Source organism: Bradyrhizobium sp. CCGUVB1N3 (genome assembly GCF_024199925.1).
In the GTDB taxonomy this organism is placed as follows: Bacteria; Pseudomonadota; Alphaproteobacteria; order Rhizobiales; family Xanthobacteraceae; genus Bradyrhizobium.
Window position 1 is genome coordinate 1 of the sequence record NZ_JANADR010000003.1, and the last position, 17,390, is coordinate 17,390.

The 17,390-nt window shown below is 64.1% G+C and carries 21 protein-coding genes; 15 read left to right on the forward strand and 6 right to left on the reverse strand.

The window, feature by feature from the left end; genetic code table 11:
• On the reverse strand, positions 1 to 305 hold a 305-nt coding region (locus NLM33_RS49465; RefSeq protein ID WP_256570639.1), incomplete at its 3' end, for a helix-turn-helix domain-containing protein.
• A gap of 201 nt (positions 306 to 506) precedes the next feature.
• On the opposite strand from NLM33_RS49465, the gene NLM33_RS48370 reads away from it, so the two are divergent.
• Together NLM33_RS48370 and NLM33_RS48375 are read left to right on the forward strand one after the other, a co-directional pair.
• Positions 507 to 959 carry an acyl-homoserine-lactone synthase gene (locus tag NLM33_RS48370; protein ID WP_254106578.1) on the forward strand — a complete coding sequence of 151 codons (453 nt, stop codon included), beginning with the start codon at positions 507 to 509 and terminating at the stop codon, positions 957 to 959.
• Positions 960 to 992: 33 nt separating this feature from the next.
• Positions 993 to 1,238 (forward strand): hypothetical protein, encoded by a 246-nt coding sequence (locus NLM33_RS48375; protein ID WP_254106579.1) that lies wholly within the window; start codon positions 993 to 995, stop codon positions 1,236 to 1,238.
• A gap of 323 nt (positions 1,239 to 1,561) precedes the next feature.
• On the opposite strand, the gene NLM33_RS48380 is transcribed toward NLM33_RS48375, so the two are convergent.
• From NLM33_RS48380 to NLM33_RS48400, 5 genes are read right to left on the reverse strand one after another with little or no spacing between them, the layout of a single operon-like run.
• A complete protein-coding gene (locus NLM33_RS48380) occupies positions 1,562 to 1,840 on the reverse strand; it encodes a hypothetical protein (protein ID WP_254106580.1) in 279 nt (92 codons plus the stop codon).
• The gene (locus NLM33_RS48385) at positions 1,833 to 2,387 is read right to left on the reverse strand and encodes a hypothetical protein (protein ID WP_254106581.1); all 555 of its coding nucleotides are present in this window, start codon (positions 2,385 to 2,387) and stop codon (positions 1,833 to 1,835) included. Before NLM33_RS48385 ends, NLM33_RS48380 begins: the two co-directional genes overlap by 8 nt.
• Positions 2,384 to 2,983 carry a thermonuclease family protein gene (locus NLM33_RS48390; RefSeq protein ID WP_254106582.1) on the reverse strand — a complete coding sequence of 200 codons (600 nt, stop codon included), beginning with the start codon at positions 2,981 to 2,983 and terminating at the stop codon, positions 2,384 to 2,386. The genes NLM33_RS48385 and NLM33_RS48390 overlap by 4 nt, the downstream gene beginning before the upstream one ends.
• Positions 2,967 to 3,305, reverse strand: coding sequence for a single-stranded DNA-binding protein (locus NLM33_RS48395; RefSeq protein ID WP_254106583.1), 339 nt, complete (start codon positions 3,303 to 3,305; stop codon positions 2,967 to 2,969). The genes NLM33_RS48390 and NLM33_RS48395 overlap by 17 nt, the downstream gene beginning before the upstream one ends.
• Positions 3,306 to 3,341: 36 nt before the next feature.
• Entirely contained in the window at positions 3,342 to 3,926 is a 585-nt protein-coding gene (locus tag NLM33_RS48400) for a thermonuclease family protein (protein ID WP_254106584.1), read from the reverse strand.
• Between the two features lie 472 nt (positions 3,927 to 4,398).
• On the opposite strand from NLM33_RS48400, the gene NLM33_RS48405 reads away from it, so the two are divergent.
• From NLM33_RS48405 to NLM33_RS48465, 13 genes are all read left to right on the forward strand, one after another.
• Positions 4,399 to 5,130 (forward strand): lytic transglycosylase domain-containing protein, encoded by a 732-nt coding sequence (locus tag NLM33_RS48405; RefSeq protein ID WP_254106585.1) that lies wholly within the window; start codon positions 4,399 to 4,401, stop codon positions 5,128 to 5,130.
• A 26-nt stretch (positions 5,131 to 5,156) separates the two neighbouring features.
• Complete coding sequence (locus tag NLM33_RS48410; protein WP_256570637.1) at positions 5,157 to 5,462, forward strand: TrbC/VirB2 family protein; 306 nt, start codon at positions 5,157 to 5,159, stop codon at positions 5,460 to 5,462.
• A complete protein-coding gene (locus tag NLM33_RS48415) occupies positions 5,459 to 5,755 on the forward strand; it encodes a type IV secretion system protein VirB3 (protein WP_254106586.1) in 297 nt (98 codons plus the stop codon). Before NLM33_RS48410 ends, NLM33_RS48415 begins: the two co-directional genes overlap by 4 nt.
• 9 nt (positions 5,756 to 5,764) lie before the next feature.
• Positions 5,765 to 8,176 (forward strand): VirB4 family type IV secretion system protein, encoded by a 2,412-nt coding sequence (locus NLM33_RS48420; protein ID WP_254106587.1) that lies wholly within the window; start codon positions 5,765 to 5,767, stop codon positions 8,174 to 8,176.
• Complete coding sequence (locus tag NLM33_RS48425; RefSeq protein WP_254106588.1) at positions 8,173 to 8,967, forward strand: hypothetical protein; 795 nt, start codon at positions 8,173 to 8,175, stop codon at positions 8,965 to 8,967. The genes NLM33_RS48420 and NLM33_RS48425 overlap by 4 nt, the downstream gene beginning before the upstream one ends.
• Positions 8,968 to 9,003: 36 nt before the next feature.
• On the forward strand, positions 9,004 to 9,699 hold the full coding sequence (locus tag NLM33_RS48430; protein ID WP_371930208.1) for a type IV secretion system protein: 696 nt from the start codon (positions 9,004 to 9,006) through the stop codon (positions 9,697 to 9,699).
• Positions 9,696 to 9,935, forward strand: a complete 240-nt coding sequence (locus NLM33_RS48435) for a hypothetical protein (RefSeq protein WP_254106590.1) — start codon at positions 9,696 to 9,698, stop codon at positions 9,933 to 9,935. The genes NLM33_RS48430 and NLM33_RS48435 overlap by 4 nt, the downstream gene beginning before the upstream one ends.
• 203 nt (positions 9,936 to 10,138) lie before the next feature.
• Positions 10,139 to 11,257 (forward strand): type IV secretion system protein, encoded by a 1,119-nt coding sequence (locus NLM33_RS48440; RefSeq protein WP_254106591.1) that lies wholly within the window; start codon positions 10,139 to 10,141, stop codon positions 11,255 to 11,257.
• A gap of 3 nt (positions 11,258 to 11,260) precedes the next feature.
• On the forward strand, positions 11,261 to 11,977 hold the full coding sequence (locus NLM33_RS48445; RefSeq protein ID WP_254106592.1) for a virB8 family protein: 717 nt from the start codon (positions 11,261 to 11,263) through the stop codon (positions 11,975 to 11,977).
• Complete coding sequence (virB9, locus tag NLM33_RS48450) at positions 11,977 to 12,798, forward strand: P-type conjugative transfer protein VirB9 (RefSeq protein WP_254106593.1); 822 nt, start codon at positions 11,977 to 11,979, stop codon at positions 12,796 to 12,798. The genes NLM33_RS48445 and virB9 overlap by 1 nt, the downstream gene beginning before the upstream one ends.
• Before the next feature lie 6 nt (positions 12,799 to 12,804).
• On the forward strand, positions 12,805 to 14,154 hold the full coding sequence (gene virB10, locus NLM33_RS48455) for a type IV secretion system protein VirB10 (protein ID WP_254106594.1): 1,350 nt from the start codon (positions 12,805 to 12,807) through the stop codon (positions 14,152 to 14,154).
• Positions 14,114 to 15,163: a P-type DNA transfer ATPase VirB11 gene (gene virB11 / locus NLM33_RS48460; protein ID WP_254106595.1), complete on the forward strand. Its 1,050-nt coding sequence runs from the start codon at positions 14,114 to 14,116 to the stop codon at positions 15,161 to 15,163. Before virB10 ends, virB11 begins: the two co-directional genes overlap by 41 nt.
• A complete protein-coding gene (locus tag NLM33_RS48465; protein WP_254106596.1) occupies positions 15,141 to 17,306 on the forward strand; it encodes a type IV secretory system conjugative DNA transfer family protein in 2,166 nt (721 codons plus the stop codon). The genes virB11 and NLM33_RS48465 overlap by 23 nt, the downstream gene beginning before the upstream one ends.
• Positions 17,307 to 17,390 lie beyond the last annotated feature (84 nt).

Consider the following 17,390-nt stretch of genomic DNA (forward strand, 5'->3'; position numbering starts at 1 on the left):
TCCTGGCGTACGTCTGGTCGCGTGAGGTCAGATTGTTTGATGATCCATGTCGAGCCCTTGCATAAGTGCTGCGCAGGCAATCGTCCCTCAGTGATCATGCGACGTATGGTTGATGGACTGACGTCGAGCATCTCCGCTGCTTGGATTAACGAGAGTTCACCTCGCTCCTGGCGTTCCCCCTCACGATAACGAGCGATCTCGCAGGCTCTGTGCAACGAACATACGCTGGTTCTCGTCCAGGATGCCCCGTGTGGGGTTGTTTTTCCGGAGCGATTAAGCAAGGCGGCGATCGAGTTGTCAGGCATTCGACGCGCGAGCAAGCGCACAAGATCCACTACTTCGGTGTCGGTCGTCCAACGCGTCACGCCGACACGGTTCTTCTTGAGCCCTGCGCCGATTCACACGCAGAACACTGACCAGCGCGGCAATGGTCATTTGTTTCCATAGGCAAGCCGCGCGATTTCCCCGAATTCCTCCGCACCATTTCGCAACCGCAGGAGACCGACATGCTCATTGTCGTCGACAAGGAGAATTTCGATCAGCACCGCGATCTGCCGGATCGCGCCTTTCGCTCGCGCCACGACGTATTTGTCGAAGAGAAGGGCCGGGAGGACTTTCGCCGAGCAGACATGCGCGAGCGCGATCAGTTCGATGATGATGAAGATGCTGTCCACCTCATCCTGCTGCGCGACGACCAGATTATCGGCTACTACCAGCGCCTGCTTCCGACGACGCGCCCGCATCTCCTCAGCAGCGACCTCTGCCATACCATACCGCCGCGCGGCTCGCGCGTCGCCGAATGGACACGGTTCTGCGTCGCGCTGGGTTTTCGCGAGACTCGGCCGATCGTCGCGCTCCGAATGTCCTTCAACCACGAGACGCTCGCCGCCATCCACGAAGTGCGCGGATCGGCTGACCCGGTCCTGAATCTCCCGTCCGCACTCTCGTCGGCCACTTGACTGGGGTTGAGACAAAAGGAAAGGAGCATCCCAATGATTAGGAAGGCCGATACGAAGCGACTGGCGGGCGAGTTGCACTCGCGCTACGAACCGATGCGGGCCGTGGTATTGATGAGCCGCCTTTTGCAAAAGGCGCTGTTTGCCGGGCGCTCCGACGAGGTGATCTTCTGGGCGCTGGTCCACGCGCATTACCGCGGCGGCGATCTCAGCGACGCGTCCCACCGCCATCTCGCGGCGTTCTCGGATTATATTCTGCCAGATCCGTCGGAATTTCACTGAACCCGCCTCGACGTCCTGGGCAGCGTCGGGATGCGCGGGATTTGGCGAGTGCTTCATGGTCGAACGAGCGGAATGTCTTGCGAGCAACCGTCAATCGCTTGATGGTCAATGACCAGCCCAGTCCTGACTGGTCTCGATCCGACGTCGTACGCAGCATAGGCGACCGCCCGGTTCGGATCGATGGGTTCGCCCGCCGCCGGCGCGGCGAGGTCGAGAAAGCAGGCGCGACCGCCGTCGAGCGTGCGGACCTGCACGCCTTCGTAGATCGCGAAGCGGAGCGGGCACGATTTTACCGTCGCGCGGGCAGCGGCACGGACTTCCTTCTACGTACACGCGAGCGCCGTATCGAGAACGCTGAGGACGACGGATTTTTTCGGGCTCCAGATCACGAAATGCGCCTCGATCGCGTCGCGCCAGACGTCGGCGTAGGTGGCCGTTGCTGGCGTAGTACGTTGCAGATCGGCGTATGAGAGCGGCCGCCAGGCGCCAGGATTGGGAGTCGGCGTTTGCGCGCCCGTCGGCGATCCTTGCGCGAGGAGAAAGACGGCCGCGCAAAGCGCGCCGCCGTGCCGCTTGGCGGAGGCGCCGGGCGCTTCACTCATAGCGATTTCGCCCCGGAACCCAGCGCCACGGACCATTGGGCGAGGCCTCGCGGTCACGCCAGGGAACCAAGGACAGCGGCGGATCGACAGGCTGCATGCGCCAGAGCGATCGCGAGTAGTAGAAATTCACCGTTCGACGCCCGCTCTGCCGGCCGGTCTCGTCAAGAAAGTCGGTCGCGCAATGGACGACGGGGCCAGGTAAACGGGCGACCCGCGCCGTCTGGGGATCGAGCGCGCCCGGTTTGCAGCCGAAAAGCCGAACTGATGATGGCGCGTCTTCGGGGCGACGGTCGGCTAGGAGCCGCCGATAGGCGTCATTGGCCTGGGCCTGCGTCGGATAGGCGACGCGTTCGGTGAGTATCGGCGCGAAGGTGTCGCGATTCGGCGCATATTCGAGCCGTCCAGGCTCGACGCGCCGCGGGCGGTAGAGCGCGTCTTTCGCCGGAGCGGAAACCGGATCGGGGGACGGCGGCGGAGCCGCCGTGGCCACGCAACCGCTCAAGGCGAGCGTAGAAGCAAGCACGAGGCTAAAGACGGGACGGCTCATGGCGTCGCCTCCGCGCAAGACACATTGGAAGTACGGGCGGCGACCCTGGCGCGGTACTCCCACGGCATCTCAAAGCTTGAGGCCCAGAGGCCGTGATAGGCCTTGCGCGCCTCAAGTTCGGCGGCGACATAGGCGCGGATGGTGGGATTCCCGTCAGTTGGCGGCGGCGTGACGGCGACGCCCTCCCGGATCATGTCGGCGCCGAGATCGGCGTGATCCGCCGAGGCGCAGCGCGCGAGGCGCTCGCCATTTTCTTCATGCAACGTATTGCAGGCAACCCATTTGTTGAGCGTCGCCGAAACGAGCCAGGCAACGGCGATTGCGCCGCAAGGCCAGGGCTGCCGACCGAGGCGAGCGATCTGGCCGGACGCGCAGGTCTCAACCCCGTAGAGGCGATAGATCGTTCCCGTCTCAATGTCGCGAAACCGCGCGCGGTCGAGAACTTCGACACGCATTGGCGCAGACTGCGGCGCGCCGCGCGGCGAATAATGGCCGACTTTCGAGGTGACATCGGCTCCTTGAGCCAATGCGGCAAGCGGCGCGATCGAGGCCACGACAACTACGCCGGCGCCCAGCGCCTTACAGGCTCGCGTCATTCTTCGCCCCTAGATCGAGTTTATGAAACACATTGGCGACAATGTCCGTCGTGTAGACGGTTTCGCCGTCGCGCTTGTAGGAGCCCTCAGCGATCCGGCACTCGGCGTAGACCGCGTCGCCTTTTCCGATATGAGCGAGCACCCATTCCGCGACTTTTTCGTTGAGCAGGGTGACAGTCACCCAGTCGGTTTCTTCGCGCCGCTCGCCTTTTCCATCGGTCCAGGCTCGATCGGTGGCGACGCTGAGTTTCGCGGTCTTGCCGAAGGCTTTTGGCGCCTGGCCGACGCGGCCGCGCAGGATGAAGAGGTTGGTCGTTCTCACGTTATGGTCTCCATGGTTACAATCAGAATTGGCGTCTCATCGAGGGCACTCGCCAGTCGCGGCCGCGGCGCTTACTCCGGCGCGCAGTGCGCCAAAGATGATGGCGTTCGGCTCGGGCAGGTCCGAAAAAGCCCAAAGGCCGGCGCGGCTCTTTTCGGCGACCTGTTGCGCAACGAGATATGGCGGGTGGACCGGCCTGCAGTCGGGGGTGAGCGCGGCGAACGCGTAGCCCATCGCGATCAGCGCCGTGCCGAGATCGACGCGCGCGCTTATCCCGGTGCCGTTCGGTCGCTGCGCCATGCAGAACACGAAGACCGTGCGCGCCTGGGGCGTTTTCGCCGCCTCGTAGCATTGCGGGCGAAGATCGCGCGTCAACGCGATCAGCATGGCGAGCGACGCCTCGCCGCAGTCGCGCTTCACGCCACGGGCGTTGATGAAACTCGTGCCCCGGATGCAGGACTGGACGCCATAGAGGCGGTAGGTGACGCCGTTATCAATCCAGGAATCGCCAGTGAGATAGACGGCGCTCGCCGGGACCGGAAACCATGGCGACGCCTGATCGGCACAGACAGGCGACGAAACCGCCAGAAACGCGGTCGCTAATGCGAGGGCCTTGCTCATCGTGAATAGCCCCGCAACGAAAAATAGAACCGCTGCGCGCCGTTCGCGGTCGACAGGTCGACGTAATTCGGCTCCGACCACAATGGCCGCGGTATCGTCGAAGCGCCCGCCGAACACGACGCGCTGAGACCGGAGCCTGGACAATCGCGTTGCGCGGAGGCGTCGAGGCAAAGGCCGCCATTCGCGGAAGCGACGAAGCCGGCCGAATCGCCGCCTTTCACTTCCACCGGAATCATTCCAGCGGGGCAGGGGGAGTATGGCTCGTAGCCCAAACCGCTCGCGCTTCCCTCGGCGCATATCGGCCAGGCTGCGCCGAACGGCGCGCTCGCCAGAACCAGCGCGACCAGGCCGCGTGCAACAGGCTTCATTAGCATTTTGGTCGAACCTCTGTGGACATTTCGTTCGAAGCGGGTTGCATGTTAACTAACATTCAATATATTGTCTATTGTACACACCGAGATTAGGGGACTACATGAGGTTGGGCGCGGTTGTTATCGCGGGAACATTGCTGACGGGCTGGGCGGCGGCCGGTGCTCAGACTCTCGCACCCGTGGACGCGCGCCCGAAATTCGCGGCGGTCGACGCCGCTGGTCGCACCATGCCAAGCGCTGCTCCCGCGACGGAGCGAATCAAACATCCCGACGCCGGTGCGTGCGGCGCAGCGGACGCGCTGACGGTAGAAGCGGCCCGGGCCCTCGTCCAGCGCGTTGCGACGGAAGAACATTTCTATCCGGAATTCGTGCTGTCGGTCGCCAAGATCGAGAGCCGCTACGATTCCAAAGCGCTGTCCGACAAGAACGCCTTCGGCTTGATGCAATTGACCGCCGAGACCGCCGCCCGTTTCAATGTTGATCGCTGCAACCCCGAACCAAACGTGCGCGGCGGCGTCCGTTATTTGCGCTTTCTGCACGAACGCTACCGGAATCCGCTGTTCATCCTCGCCGCTTACAACGCCGGCGAAGACGCCGTCCTGAAGAGCCGTGGTGTGCCGCCATTCCCCGAGACCGTTCGCTTCGTCGCCGACGTCCTTAACGATTTCTACAGCTGGCCGGATTCTGCGCCGAGGGCGAGGCTCGCGACGAAGAGTCTCGTCGCGCCTGTCATTATCGAACCCAACGGCGACTCTGCGCCCGCGCAAATGGCGGCGGGCGACAAGCCCGCGCGCGAAAACTGGGGCGGCGCTTTCGTCCTGCACGTCCAGTAAACCAATCCAAACAACAGGAGATTGAAATGCTCGCCTTGCCGAAACGCGCGCCTCTTGCCGCCGGACTCGCGCTGCTGTCGATGATCGGAGACGCCGCGGCGCAAACGAACGGTACGCTGCAGCCGGTGCAGTCGACGTTGACCCAGCTCGTCTCGGCGCTGACCGGACCGATCTCAACGGCCCTGGCGACGCTCGCCGTCATCGCCTGCGGCTTCTTCGCCTGGTCGGGGCGGCTCACCTGGGGCATCGCCGGCAGCGTCATTTTCGGCATTGTTCTTGTCTTCGGCTCCGCCCAGATCGTACAGTTCTTCCAGTCGGCGGTCGGGCAATGAATGCGTCCGATCTCGAGGAGCCGCTGATCACCCCGCTCGTCAAGGCTTTGACCCGCGCCCCGACGCTGATGGGCGTGCCTTATCTCTATTTCATGTTCAACGGGGTGGTCTCCTCCGTCTGCTTTCTCGTCTCCCACAACCTCCTGATGCTGCTGGTCGCGGTTCCGCTCCATCTTTTCGGCTATGTGATGACGCTGAAGGACGACCGGATTTTCGAAATCCTGTTCGTCCGCTCGACCCAATGTCCTCCCCGTTCGCGCGCGCTCTGGGCCGCCGACAGCTATTGCGCCTGAAGCGGGCCGATGGTCGCGAAGTCTCTCTTCAACGAGCTGAGTTTTGGCGCTCTCGCGCGAGGCGAGCGCCCGGTCGCGTCGCATATCCCCTATACGCGCCATGTCGACGACCATATCGTCAAGACCGGCGACGGCCTGGTCATGACCTTCCTCAAGCTCGAAGGGTATTCCTTCGAGACCGCTGATATGAGCGAGGTCAATTCGCGGCTGCTCGCCCGCAATGACATCGTCCGCACGCTCGCCAATTCCCGCTTCGCCCTCGTCAGCCACATCATCCGGCGCGAGGTGCAGCCGCGCATCGACTCGACCTTCGACAATGCGCTCTGTCGAAAGATAGACGAGCGCTACGACGCGGCGCTGTCGAAACGGCGGATGTTCGTCAACGATATTTACCTCACCATAGTCCGCCGCCCCTTGCAGGGCCAGGCGGGAACCTTCGACACCCTGCTGACCGCGCTCCTCGGCCGCCAGGACGCGGCCGGCGATTCGGTCGCCAAACAGACCGCGCTCAACGAGCTCAGGGACGCCGTCACCGCCGTTCGGGAAAATCTCGCCGCCTATGGCGCGCGCCAGCTCGGCGTCGTGCGCCGCGACGGCGTCTGGTTCTCCGAGCCTTTGGAATTCCTGGTCCAGCTCGTCAACGGGGGCCTGCCGCGGCCGATGCACCTGCCGCGCATGGCGCTTTGCGACGCCCTATCGATGAAGCGCCTCTTCTTCGGCAAGAACGCGATCGAAATCCGCGGCGCGGGCGAATCTGACTCGCGGTTCGGCGCGATCATTTCGATCCGCGAATATCCGGCCCAGACTGGGCCCGGCTCCTTCGACAATTTGCTGCGTGTCCCGCACGAATTCATCGCGACGCAGAGTTTTGCGATCATCGACCGGCCGGAGGCGGCGAAACAGATCGACCGCGTCGCGCGCCAGGTCGACATGTCGGACGAGGCTGGCTCGATCGTCGCCGAACATCTGGACGAGGCCCGCGACGAACTCCTCGCCTCCGAAGCCATCTATGGCGAGCATCATATGACGGTGCTGTGCCTTGGCCAGACCATGACCGAGGTCGGCGCGGCCGTCACCGCCGTCGGCGCGGCGCTGACCGACCGCTCGGTGATCTGGACGCGCGAGGATTTGAACTGCGAACCGGCCTTCTGGGCGCAACTGCCCGGCAATTTCGCCTACATCGCGCGAAAATCGGTGATCTCGTCGAAGAATTTCGCCGGCTTCGTCTCGCTGCACAATTATCCGAGCGGGAGGCCGGACGGCAATCATTGGGGGCCGGCGATCTCGATCTTCGAAACGACGTCGCAGACCGCCTATTACTACAACCATCACATCCGCGATCTCGGTAATTTCACCGTGGTCGGCCCATCTGGCTCCGGCAAGACCGTGTTCCTATCCTTCATCTCGGCCCAATCGCAACGGGTGACGCCGCGGCCAAAACTTCTGTTCGTCGACAAGGACCGCGGCGCCGAAATCTTCATTCGCGCCATCGGCGGGCAATACGAAGTTCTGACGCCGGGCGAGCCGACCGGCTTCAACCCCTTGTCGCTGCCGGACACGGCGCCGAATCGCGAATTCTTGTTCCACCTCTTCGGCTTCATGCTGCGGCCGGCAAACGGCGGCGAGCTCACGGCGAGCGAAGAACAGGTAATCCGCAACGCGATCGGCGCGGCGCTCGGCGGCGGCCCCGAGGGGCGCACGCTTCAAGCGTTCTCGACCCTGCTGCGCGGGCGCATCCGCGCAGGCGAAGGCGATCTTCTCGCCCGGCTCGAGAGCTGGATGCGCCACGATCAGCGCGGCTGGCTGTTCAACAACGAGCAGGACCAGTTCTCGCTGAAAAACGTTTTCGGCTTTGACATGACCCGCGTCCTCGACGATCCGACGATCAGGACCGCGGCGCTGATGTATATTTTCCATCGCACGGAAGAACTCCTCACAGGCGAGCCGGTGATGATCTTCCTCGACGAGGGCTGGCTGCTTCTCGACGACCCGGTCTTCGCCCTGTTCATCAAGGACAAGCTCAAGACCATCCGCAAACAGAACGGGATCATCGGCTTCGGCACGCAATCGGCCGCCGACATCGTGCGCTCGAGCTCGGCCAACACGTTGATCGAGCAAACCGCGACCAATGTGTTCTTTCCCAATCCCAAAGCCGACGACGAGAGCTACCGCAAGGCGTTCCGGCTGTCGGAGCGGGAGGTCGCCTGGATAAGGAGCACAGCCCCGGAAAGCCGATCATTTCTGATCAAGCATGGCCGCGACAGCGTGGTCGCCAGGCTCAATCTTTCCGGCATGCCCGACCTTATCAAGGTTCTGTCTGGCCGCACCGAGACGGTCGCGGAGCTCGAACAATTGCGTAGCTGCGTCGGCGACGACCCGAACGTCTGGCTGCCGATTTTCATGGGGGGCGGCGAGCCATGAGAGCCCTGCTTGGTCCCACCCTTTTCGTCACGCTCTGCAGCGCCCTGTCGCCGGCGCGCGCCGACATTCCGACGATCGACGCGGCGCAACTGACGCAGCATTCCGAAACGGCGAGCGTGAAGGTCAAACTCGTGCCGCTCAGCAATCAGCGGCAGGACGCCGAGCGCGGCGTCCATTGCGCGGTCACCACCGGCAAGAAAGCCAATGTCGCCGATCCGACCGTGCAGCCGCAGGCGGGCGCGGGCGCCAAGGCGATCCAACCTTATGTGCCCGACATGCCGGCCGCGCCGGAAGCCGGCGCGCAGGACGCTAGGCTCAATAGTCAGACCTTGTTCAAATCGACAAGCGACGTCGTCGCCGGCATCAATGCCAGCCGTTCGACGCTTCAAGCAGCGCAAGCGGCGTTTCAGGCGGTGGGAGCGCAAGTGGGGTCGGCCCCGACCGTCATGGGCGCCTACGACATGAACAGCGCGACACAGCTTCAGAACAATCTCGCCTGGAACGGCGCGATCGGTTCGGCGAATTTTTGGGTCACGGCGCTCAACGCGTGCGAACTGGCGCTCGTGAGCGATCAAAGCCGCGCCGCGATCGCCATGCGCGCGACGCCACCACAGGTCTCGACCGGCAGCGCGCCGCTCTGCCCGGTCGGAATGATCGGATCCAGGACGCCCGCCGATCCCGCCTGCGTCGCCGTCCGCATCTTCGGCGGCAATGGCGACATCCTGCTCTTTCTCGCCGGCGTCCAGGACGCGGCGAGGGCGGCGGCCACCGCCCAATCCGGCGCACGCTAAGAGGTCCTCATGCCGATCATTCGACCATTCGCCGCGATGCTGGCGCTCGCCTGCAGCGCCTTCGCGTTCGAGGCAAAGGCGCAAGTCCCGGTGATCGACAGCCCCAATCTCACCAAGGCGCAGGAGATCGCGACCAGCACCCAGCAGATTCTGACCGCCGATCAGCAGATCCTCCAATACACTCAGAAGACGCTGCAGGCGGTCACCGGCGACCGGGCGTCGGTCGCTCAGGGTAGCCTCGCCCAGATGGCGCTCGGCGGAGGTTTTTCCATGGCGCAGGCGCCTTCGCTCGGCTCGGTGATCTCCGGCGGAACCCTGTCGTTTGCCGGCATGGGCGCAAATTCGCAGAACATCGTCTCGACGCTGATCAACGGGTTGCAGCTCGTCCAGACCATCACCGGCCTGAGCCAGGGCGGGCAGACCCACCCGGTCGACGCGGCGTACAAGAATTCGGTCAATGTGGCGGCGACCCTTTCGGGGCTGATCAATTCGACCCAAGGGGCGGTGCAGAGCCGCTCCGCCGCCTTCACTCAAGGCGGCCAGCAGATCGGCCAAGCGCCGGACCTCAAGGGCAGCATCGACCAGAACACGCAGGTCCAGATCCAGACCGGCCAGACCATCAACGAATTGAACGGCGTCGTGAACAATGCCGCCGCCGCCGCCAACCAGGCCAATCTCGACCGCATCGCGGCGGAATCGGCCGCCGCCCGCGCGATGAAATTCACCCAATGAGCCATTCAGCCGAAAACGACGACCGCGCCATGAAGATTGAAATAAAACTTTTGCGACGAACTATCATTGCCGCAGCCGCAGCCCTCAGCGCGCTGTTCGGCGCGCTTGCGCTTGCCGAAAATCCGCATTCGTGGTGGCAGCAGATGGGCTCTTCGACGGCCCCGGCCAAAGAGGATGCCGCCAAAGCCGCAACACGGGCGATGACCTTCACCCAACGGCCGGAGGTGGCGAAATGAGGACCCGCCCGGCGCTCGCCGCAACCCTTCTCGCCGCCCTGGCCTTGTCAGGCTGCGCCTACCGGCCGCTTAAGGCGCCGTGTTCGCCTGACGAAGGCGGGGCGCCGTTAGCCTATGCCTATCCGCCGCCTGCGCTTCCCCTTCCGGAGCCGCTACAAGCGATCGATTCCTGCGGCCCGATGCGGCCGATCGGAGCGGAGTAAATGGCGACGTTTAACATCACTTCGCTCCTCTCGTCCGTCGACCAGATCGGTCAGAACTATGTCTCGACGGCCTATCAGGCGCTCGCCAACGCCGCGACCTCCGGCGGCGGGACCGGCGTTGCCGGCCTGCTGCTCACGCTCTACGTGATCTTCTGGGGCGTCGGCGTCTGGCACGGCACGGCGACCGGCGGGCCCGCCGACCACGCCTTCCGGCTGCTGCGCGCTTTTCTCATTTACGCCATGGCGACGAAATGGAGCGACTTCCAGGCACTTGTCTACAATTTCATGAACCAGGGCCCCTCGGCGATCGGCAACGCGCTGCTAAACGCCGTGACTTCGGCCAACGGCACTGGGACCTCGGCGAATCTCAATTCCGTCAACGGCGTGCAGAGCGCGCTGCAGAACATCTGGGACACCACAAACAGCGCAACCGAGGCCTTCCTGCAGAACGCCGGCATCACCAATTGGGGCCCCTATATTTTCGCCGCGGTCTTCTATCTCGTCATGGCGCTGCTGATCGGCTTCGCTTTGTTCCTGATCGTTCTCTCAAAACTGTTCATGTGGCTGCTGCTGGCGCTCGCGCCGGTATTCATCCTGCTGTTGCTCTTCGGGGTGACGAGCCGGTTTTTCGCCAGCTGGCTCGGCGCGCTCGTGCAGTATTTCTTCGTCCAGGTGCTGGTCTACGCCTTCCTCGCCTTCTATGTCTCGCTGATCCAGCAGTCGATCGACGCCTTGAACGGCGTCGCGAGCAGCAAATCCGCGACCTGGGCGACGATCGGGCCGGTCGTCCTGCTCGCGATCATCGGAGTCCTGCTGCTCGCCCAGATCAACCATGTCGCCGCCTCGATCGCCGGCGGCGTGCCGATCCACAGCCCGCGCATCGGAGCGTTTCTCGCGACCGTCAGCGGCTACCGGCTCGGCATGACCGCGAACCGCGCCCGCCTCGCCTTCCGCAATCCGCTGAACCCCGCCTCGGTCTCCCACCGCGAGGAATTGGCCGCGCGGCAGCGGGCGCGGGTCGGATCGCGGGCGGCGTCCTGGGCGCAGACGCCGGAATTCCGGCGTCTCGCCGAGCAGATCAAGCATCCGGGCGTTCCCCCGGCGCAGAACGGGGGCTAAGGCATGAACTACAATGTGAAATTGGCCCCGGAAACGATAGACCCGCGTTATTACGTCGAGGGCGCGACCTGGGAGCACGACATCGCGCGCCGCAACCGCAACGCGCGCGCGCTCGCCTGGACGGTCGCTGCGGTCATGACGTTCGTCGCGCTCGGACTGCTCGCAATTCTGGCGCTGCTCGTACCGCTCAAGACCTATGAGCCTTACATGGTCGTCGTCGACAAGACGACGGGCTTCGTCGAGGTCAAGCGGCCGATGGCCGAAGGCCCGCTGACCCAGGACGAGGCGGTCACGACCTTCAATGTCGTGCGCTATGTCAAGGCGCGCGAGACCTATGATCCGAAGGCGCTCAAAGATAATTTCGACCTGGCGCAGCTGCTCGCGGCCAAAGAGGCGGCGCGCGATCTCACCGAGATCTATTCGCCGGCCAATCCGCAGAACCCAGTCAAAATCTATGGAACCAACACCGAGGTCGCCGTAGCGATTAAATCGGTGACCTTCCCCAACAGCCGGACGGCGCTGGTGCGCTTCTCGACCGACGAGAAGACGCCGACCAACGCCATTGCTCGGAACTGGGTCGCGCTGGTGCGGTTCCGCTACACCTCGGCGCCGATGCGCAACGAGTACCGTTTCGATAACCCGCTCGGCTTCCAGGTGCTCGAATATCGCCGAGATCAGGAAACCGCCCCCTCGCCGGGCGCGATCGGAGCACAGAAATAATGACCTTGTTCGTTTCGCGCGGCGGTCGCATCGCTTCCGTCGCCGCCCTGGCGCTCGCCGTCACGATCCCCGCCGCCCGCGCCGAGGCGATCCCGGCGCCCGGACGCACCGATCCGCGCATCCGCAATGTCGTCTACAACCGCGACAATGTCACCGCGATCGACGCGACCTACGGCACGTCGACGATGATCGAGCTGCAGCCCGACGAGAAGATCGAGACTTTGGCGCTCGGAGATTCGCTCGCCTGGAAGGTCGAGCCTAATCACAAGGGCAACATCATTTTCGTCAAGCCGGTCGACAAGAACGCCCAGTCGAATCTCAACGTCGTCACCGACCGACGAGTCTATAGCTTCATCCTGCGTTCGAACACCCAACCGCCGACGAGCCAGCTTTACGAAGTGCGCTTCCGCTTTCCGGACGACGACGCCGACGCGCGTCTTCTTGCCGCGGCCAAAGAGCGCGCGGCCTATCCGAGTCTGAAGGCGCTCAATATCGCCAACGCCAACAGCGACTATGGCTACAAGGGCTCATCCGCCAACAGGCCGGTTGCGGTGTTCGATGACGGAACGAAAACCTGGTTCCGTTTCGAGGGCGAGACGCCGGCGATCTATATCGTCGACGCCGAGCGCAATGAGAGCCTGATCAATTTCCGCACCGAGGGCCCCTATGTCGTCGTCGACAAGGTAAGCCCGCAATGGACCTTGCGCAACGGGCCGGAATCGACCTGCGTTTTCAACAGGCGGCTGACCAACCTGCATGAGCCGAATGGGCTCGAGCCCTATGCGCCACAGCGCGTGGGCGCCGTGAGAACGGGAGGCTGACGCGCCATGCCGACCCCGCAAGACTATCGCGCGCTCGAACTCGAGGCGGCGGCCGCCACCGCCGTCGCCCGCGGCTCAACCGCCTTCGGCAATCTGATGAAATTCGGCGTGCCGCTCGGTGCGCTCGCGGTCGCCGGCTGGATGATCCACGGCTCGCTTCAGCGCCCGCGCGCGACCATGACCGCGCCGGATAAGGAAGAGTTCACCACCACCCAGTTTCCGGCGCCCTCTCTGCAGGCGGCGAGGCTTGAGGCCGGCCCGCCGACGATTCAGCTTCCGCAGGCACCGGCCGTCCCAGCGGATCCCGCTCTCCCGCCGCCGCCCGCCGCGCCCCCGATGGCGCTGCCAGCGCCGCCGCCACCCGAGCCGCCTTTGGCGCTTGTCGCGCCGAACGACGACGAGGCGCGCCGCCTCGCCGAGCTCGAGCGCTTGCGGCTCGAGGAAGAACGCCGCAAATGGGAGCGTTTGCGCAGCTCCCAGGTGATTTCTGACAACGCCGTCCCTAACAGCGACGGGGCGCTGGCCGCAGACGCCGGACGCGGCGCGGGCCCTGACGACGATCCGAACCGTCGCTTCCTCGCTTCGGTCGGCGGCGCCGGCGTCGAGGTCGCGCGCGCAATCCAAAACCGCCGGATTGACGCCCTCGTCGCGCAGGGGACGATAATTCGCGGCGTGCTGGAGACTGCGGTGCAAAGCGATCTGCCGGGCATGCTACGTGCGGTCGTGACCGAGAACGTCTGGTCGTTCGACGGACGCCGCATTCTCATTCCGGCCGGCAGCCGTCTCGTCGGCGAATACAAGTCGGGCATCGCTCAAGGGCAAACCCGCGTCTTTGTCGTCTGGACGAGGATGCTGCGCTCCGACGGCGTGTCGGTGCAGCTCGGCTCGAACGGCGCCGACGATCTCGGCCGCACCGGCAACGCTGGCTTTGTCGATGATCATTACCTCGAGCGCTTCGGCTCGGCGATCATGCTGTCGATCGTTGGCGGCGTCTCGCAATTCCTGAGCGGCTACGGACAGACTTTCGCCAATGGTGGGACGACGATCACCACGACCGATCCGGCGACCGGGCTCGTCACGACGACGCAAACCGGGGTCCAGAACGGCCTGAACCTGAAGGCGCGCGAGATCGCCGCCCAGAACGTCTCGCAGACCCTGACCTATATGGCCCAGGACGCGCTCAAGAACTCGATCAACATTCCGCCGACCATCTATCTCGACCAAGGCACGCACATCGTCGTGTTCGTGCGGCGGGACCTCGATTTTTCTTCCTTTTATCCCGATCCGGTGAAGGAGGCTCTCCGAGAGATCAAACGTGAACGCTCAAGCAGCAAACCCGACCGTCTTTCTCGATAGGGCGCTCGAGCCGCTGCGGCCCTGGCTCGAGGACAATCAGGTCGTCGAGATTTGCGCCAATGGCCCCGGCGAGGTCTGGATCGAGCGGTTCGGGCGATCGGCGATGGAGCGCTATGCGGTTCCGGAATTGACGGAAGCGGCGATCCGGCATGTGACCGAGCGAATCGCCGGCCATTCCGGCCAAAGCGTCAACGAGGAGCATCCGCTGCTCTCGGCGGCGCTGCCAAGCGGCGAGCGCTTTCAGGGCGTGCTGCCGCCGGCGACGACCGGCGGCGCCTTCGCCATCCGCAAGCAGGTGATCAAGGAGATGGGCCTCGACGATTACCGAAAACTCGGCTCCTTCGATCATGTCACGGCGGTGACGGAAGGCGCGCTCTCGGAAATCGACCGGCGGCTTTGCGAAAATCTCGACGCCGGCCGCATCGAGGACTTCATTCGCCTCGCCGTCGTCAATCGCTATTCGATCCTACTCTCGGGTGGCACTTCGTCGGGCAAGACCACTTTTCTGAACGCGATCCTGAAGGAAGTGCCGAGCGACGAGCGCATCATCACCATCGAAGACACGCGCGAGGTCAAGCCGGTACAGCAGAACTATCTGCCGCTCGTCGCCTCGAAAGGCGACCAGGGCGAGGCGCGCGTCACTGTGGAATCGCTGCTGCAAGCCTCGATGCGCCTGCGCCCCGACCGCATCTTTCTCGGCGAAATCCGCGGCGCCGAGGCCTATTCCTACCTCCGTGCGATTAATACCGGCCATCCCGGCAGCATCACCACCGTTCACGCCGACAGTCCCCTCGGCGCCTTCGAGCAGCTCGCTTTGATGGTCATGCAGGCGGGGCTCGGGCTCAGGCGCGACGAGATCGTCGACTACATCAAGTCCGTGCTGCCGATCGTCATCCAGCAGACCAAAATCGGCGGCTGGCGCGGGACGTCGGCGGTTTATTTCTCAAAGCTCGCCGAATGGCGGGCCGAGGGCAGGGGAGGCGGCCATGGCCCGGGTCGCGGCCAATAGGATCGGCGTCGCGATCCTCTGTGTCGTCGCTTTCTTCCTGCTGTGGAGCCTCGCCTACGAAATCGTCGTCGGCCTGCGCTGGGCACCGTCTCGCTTTCCCGGCGAGGGCGCGGCGCGCTGGGTGTTGCTACGAGCACAGAACGCCGACCATAGCGTCGCAACCTTGTTCATCGCCTGGCGCCATTTTCAGGCGCGCCTCGCTTATCCGCCCACGCAGGGGGAGGCGCTGATACGCGCGGGATTCGCCGCCGGCGGCGTCATTGTGCTCGGCCTCGCCGGCTGGCTTTTCGCCTTCGTCAATCGAAAGCAAATGCCCTACGGCGAGGCCCGCTTTGGCACGCTGATCGAGGCGGCGCGGCAAGGCCTCATGGCCAAACAGGGCATCGTGCTCGGCCTCCTCGGCGGCGCGACCATCCGTTCGGACGAGCCGGCGCATATTCTCGTCGTCGGCCCCTCGCGCTCCGGCAAAGGCACCGGCTTCGTGCTGCCGAATGGCTATCTCTGGCAGGGCTCGGCCGTGTTCTTCGACCCCAAGCGCGAAAATTTTGCGGCGCTCGCCAACCATCGCAAGGCCATGGGCAATCAGGTCTTCATGTTTTCGCCGGGCTCGAACGACACCCACCGCTACAACCCGCTCGACTTCGTGCGCCGCGACGAGCGCATGGCAACCGATTGCCTCGTCGTCGCTTCCTTCATCATGCCTGAAAAGGCCGACGACACCTGGGCCGGCGCCGGCCGCCTTCTGCTCTCGGCGCTGATCGGTTACGTGCTTTCCTCGCCCTTGCTGGCCGGCGCGCAGCACATGCGCTCGGTCGCGCGCATGACGACGACGGGCAAGGACATTTCTTCGGTGCTGCGGGCGATCGTCAAGACCGAGCGCCCGCACCTGCCGGCCTGGGTCGTCGACAATTTCAACCAGTACATCGCGCTCGAGCCCGAGACGCGCAATTCCGCGGTGTTCAACGTCAATATGGCGATGGGCTTGTGGAACAACGGGCTGATCTCGGCCGCGACCGAGACCTCCGACTTCGACATTGGCGAGTTGCGCCGCCGGCCGATGACGATCTTTATCGGCTGCACGATCGCGGAACTTGCCATCTTCCGGCCGCTGATCCGCATCTTGTTCCAGCAGATCCACGATCTGATGATGGTGAGGCTGCCAGACGCCGACGAGCCGCATCAGGTGCTGCTCATGCTCGACGAATTCTACCACGTCGGGCGCTTGGATTCGCTGATCTCCAAGATCACGATCTCGGCCGGCTACGGCTTCCGCATGTGCATCGTCATGCAGGACATTTCCCAGCTCGACGAGCTCTATGGCAGGAGCACGCGGATTACGACCGTCTCCGGCTCACAAATCAAACTCTTCGTCCAGATCAATGATCTCGAGACCTCGGAATTCGTCTCCGAAATGCTCGGCGAGACGACGGTTGTCTACAAGACGCCAGTGACCCGGCCGGGGCAGGGGATCTTCGCGCCCACCGCCTGGGCGCCGCATTTCACCGCGCGGCCTTTGCGCAGCCCGGTGGAGCTGCGCGAAATGTCGGCGAAAAAGTCGATCCTGATGGTGAAGAATTCGCGGTCGTTCGAGCTTACCAAGATCCGACATTACACGGACAAGCCCTATCGCCGCTTCTACGAACTTGCGAAAGGCGCGCCCCCGGCATTGCCGGTGTTGCGGGAATGGAAGGACGAGCCGCTCGGCGGTGCGTTCGACCTGGCGACGGCGACTGAAGAGGCGACCGAGGCCGTGCCTGCCGCTCCGGCGCCTGCGCGGCCCCGGAAAAGTCCGCCCAGAAAGACGCCGGCGAAGAAGGCGCCGGCCGGGAAGAACGCGGGGCCCGAGGCTGTTCCCCTTCCAGCGCCCTTGCCGATTGCAAGAGGGCGCGTGAACCACGCCACGAGCGCGAAAACGGCCGCCAAACGTCTCTCGCTCGAACAGGAGCCCTCCGCGCCATCCGGCGAAAGTTGTGATCTCCGCGACCTGCTGGCGGCTACAGAAGGCGAGCAATGTGACGGCTTCAACACAATGATTGCCTCGGTAGCTGGGTCGGCCACCGAGGATCCCGGCAAGCTGACGGAACTGACGACCACACTGATCCGGCTGGAGGAGTCGTTCGGCGACGACGACAAGCGGTCCTAAAATGAGGGCGCTGATCGCTGTCACTCGGCGGGAATAGGCTGCGGCGACGGAATTGGCATCCGACGGCCGAAGCATTACAATTGT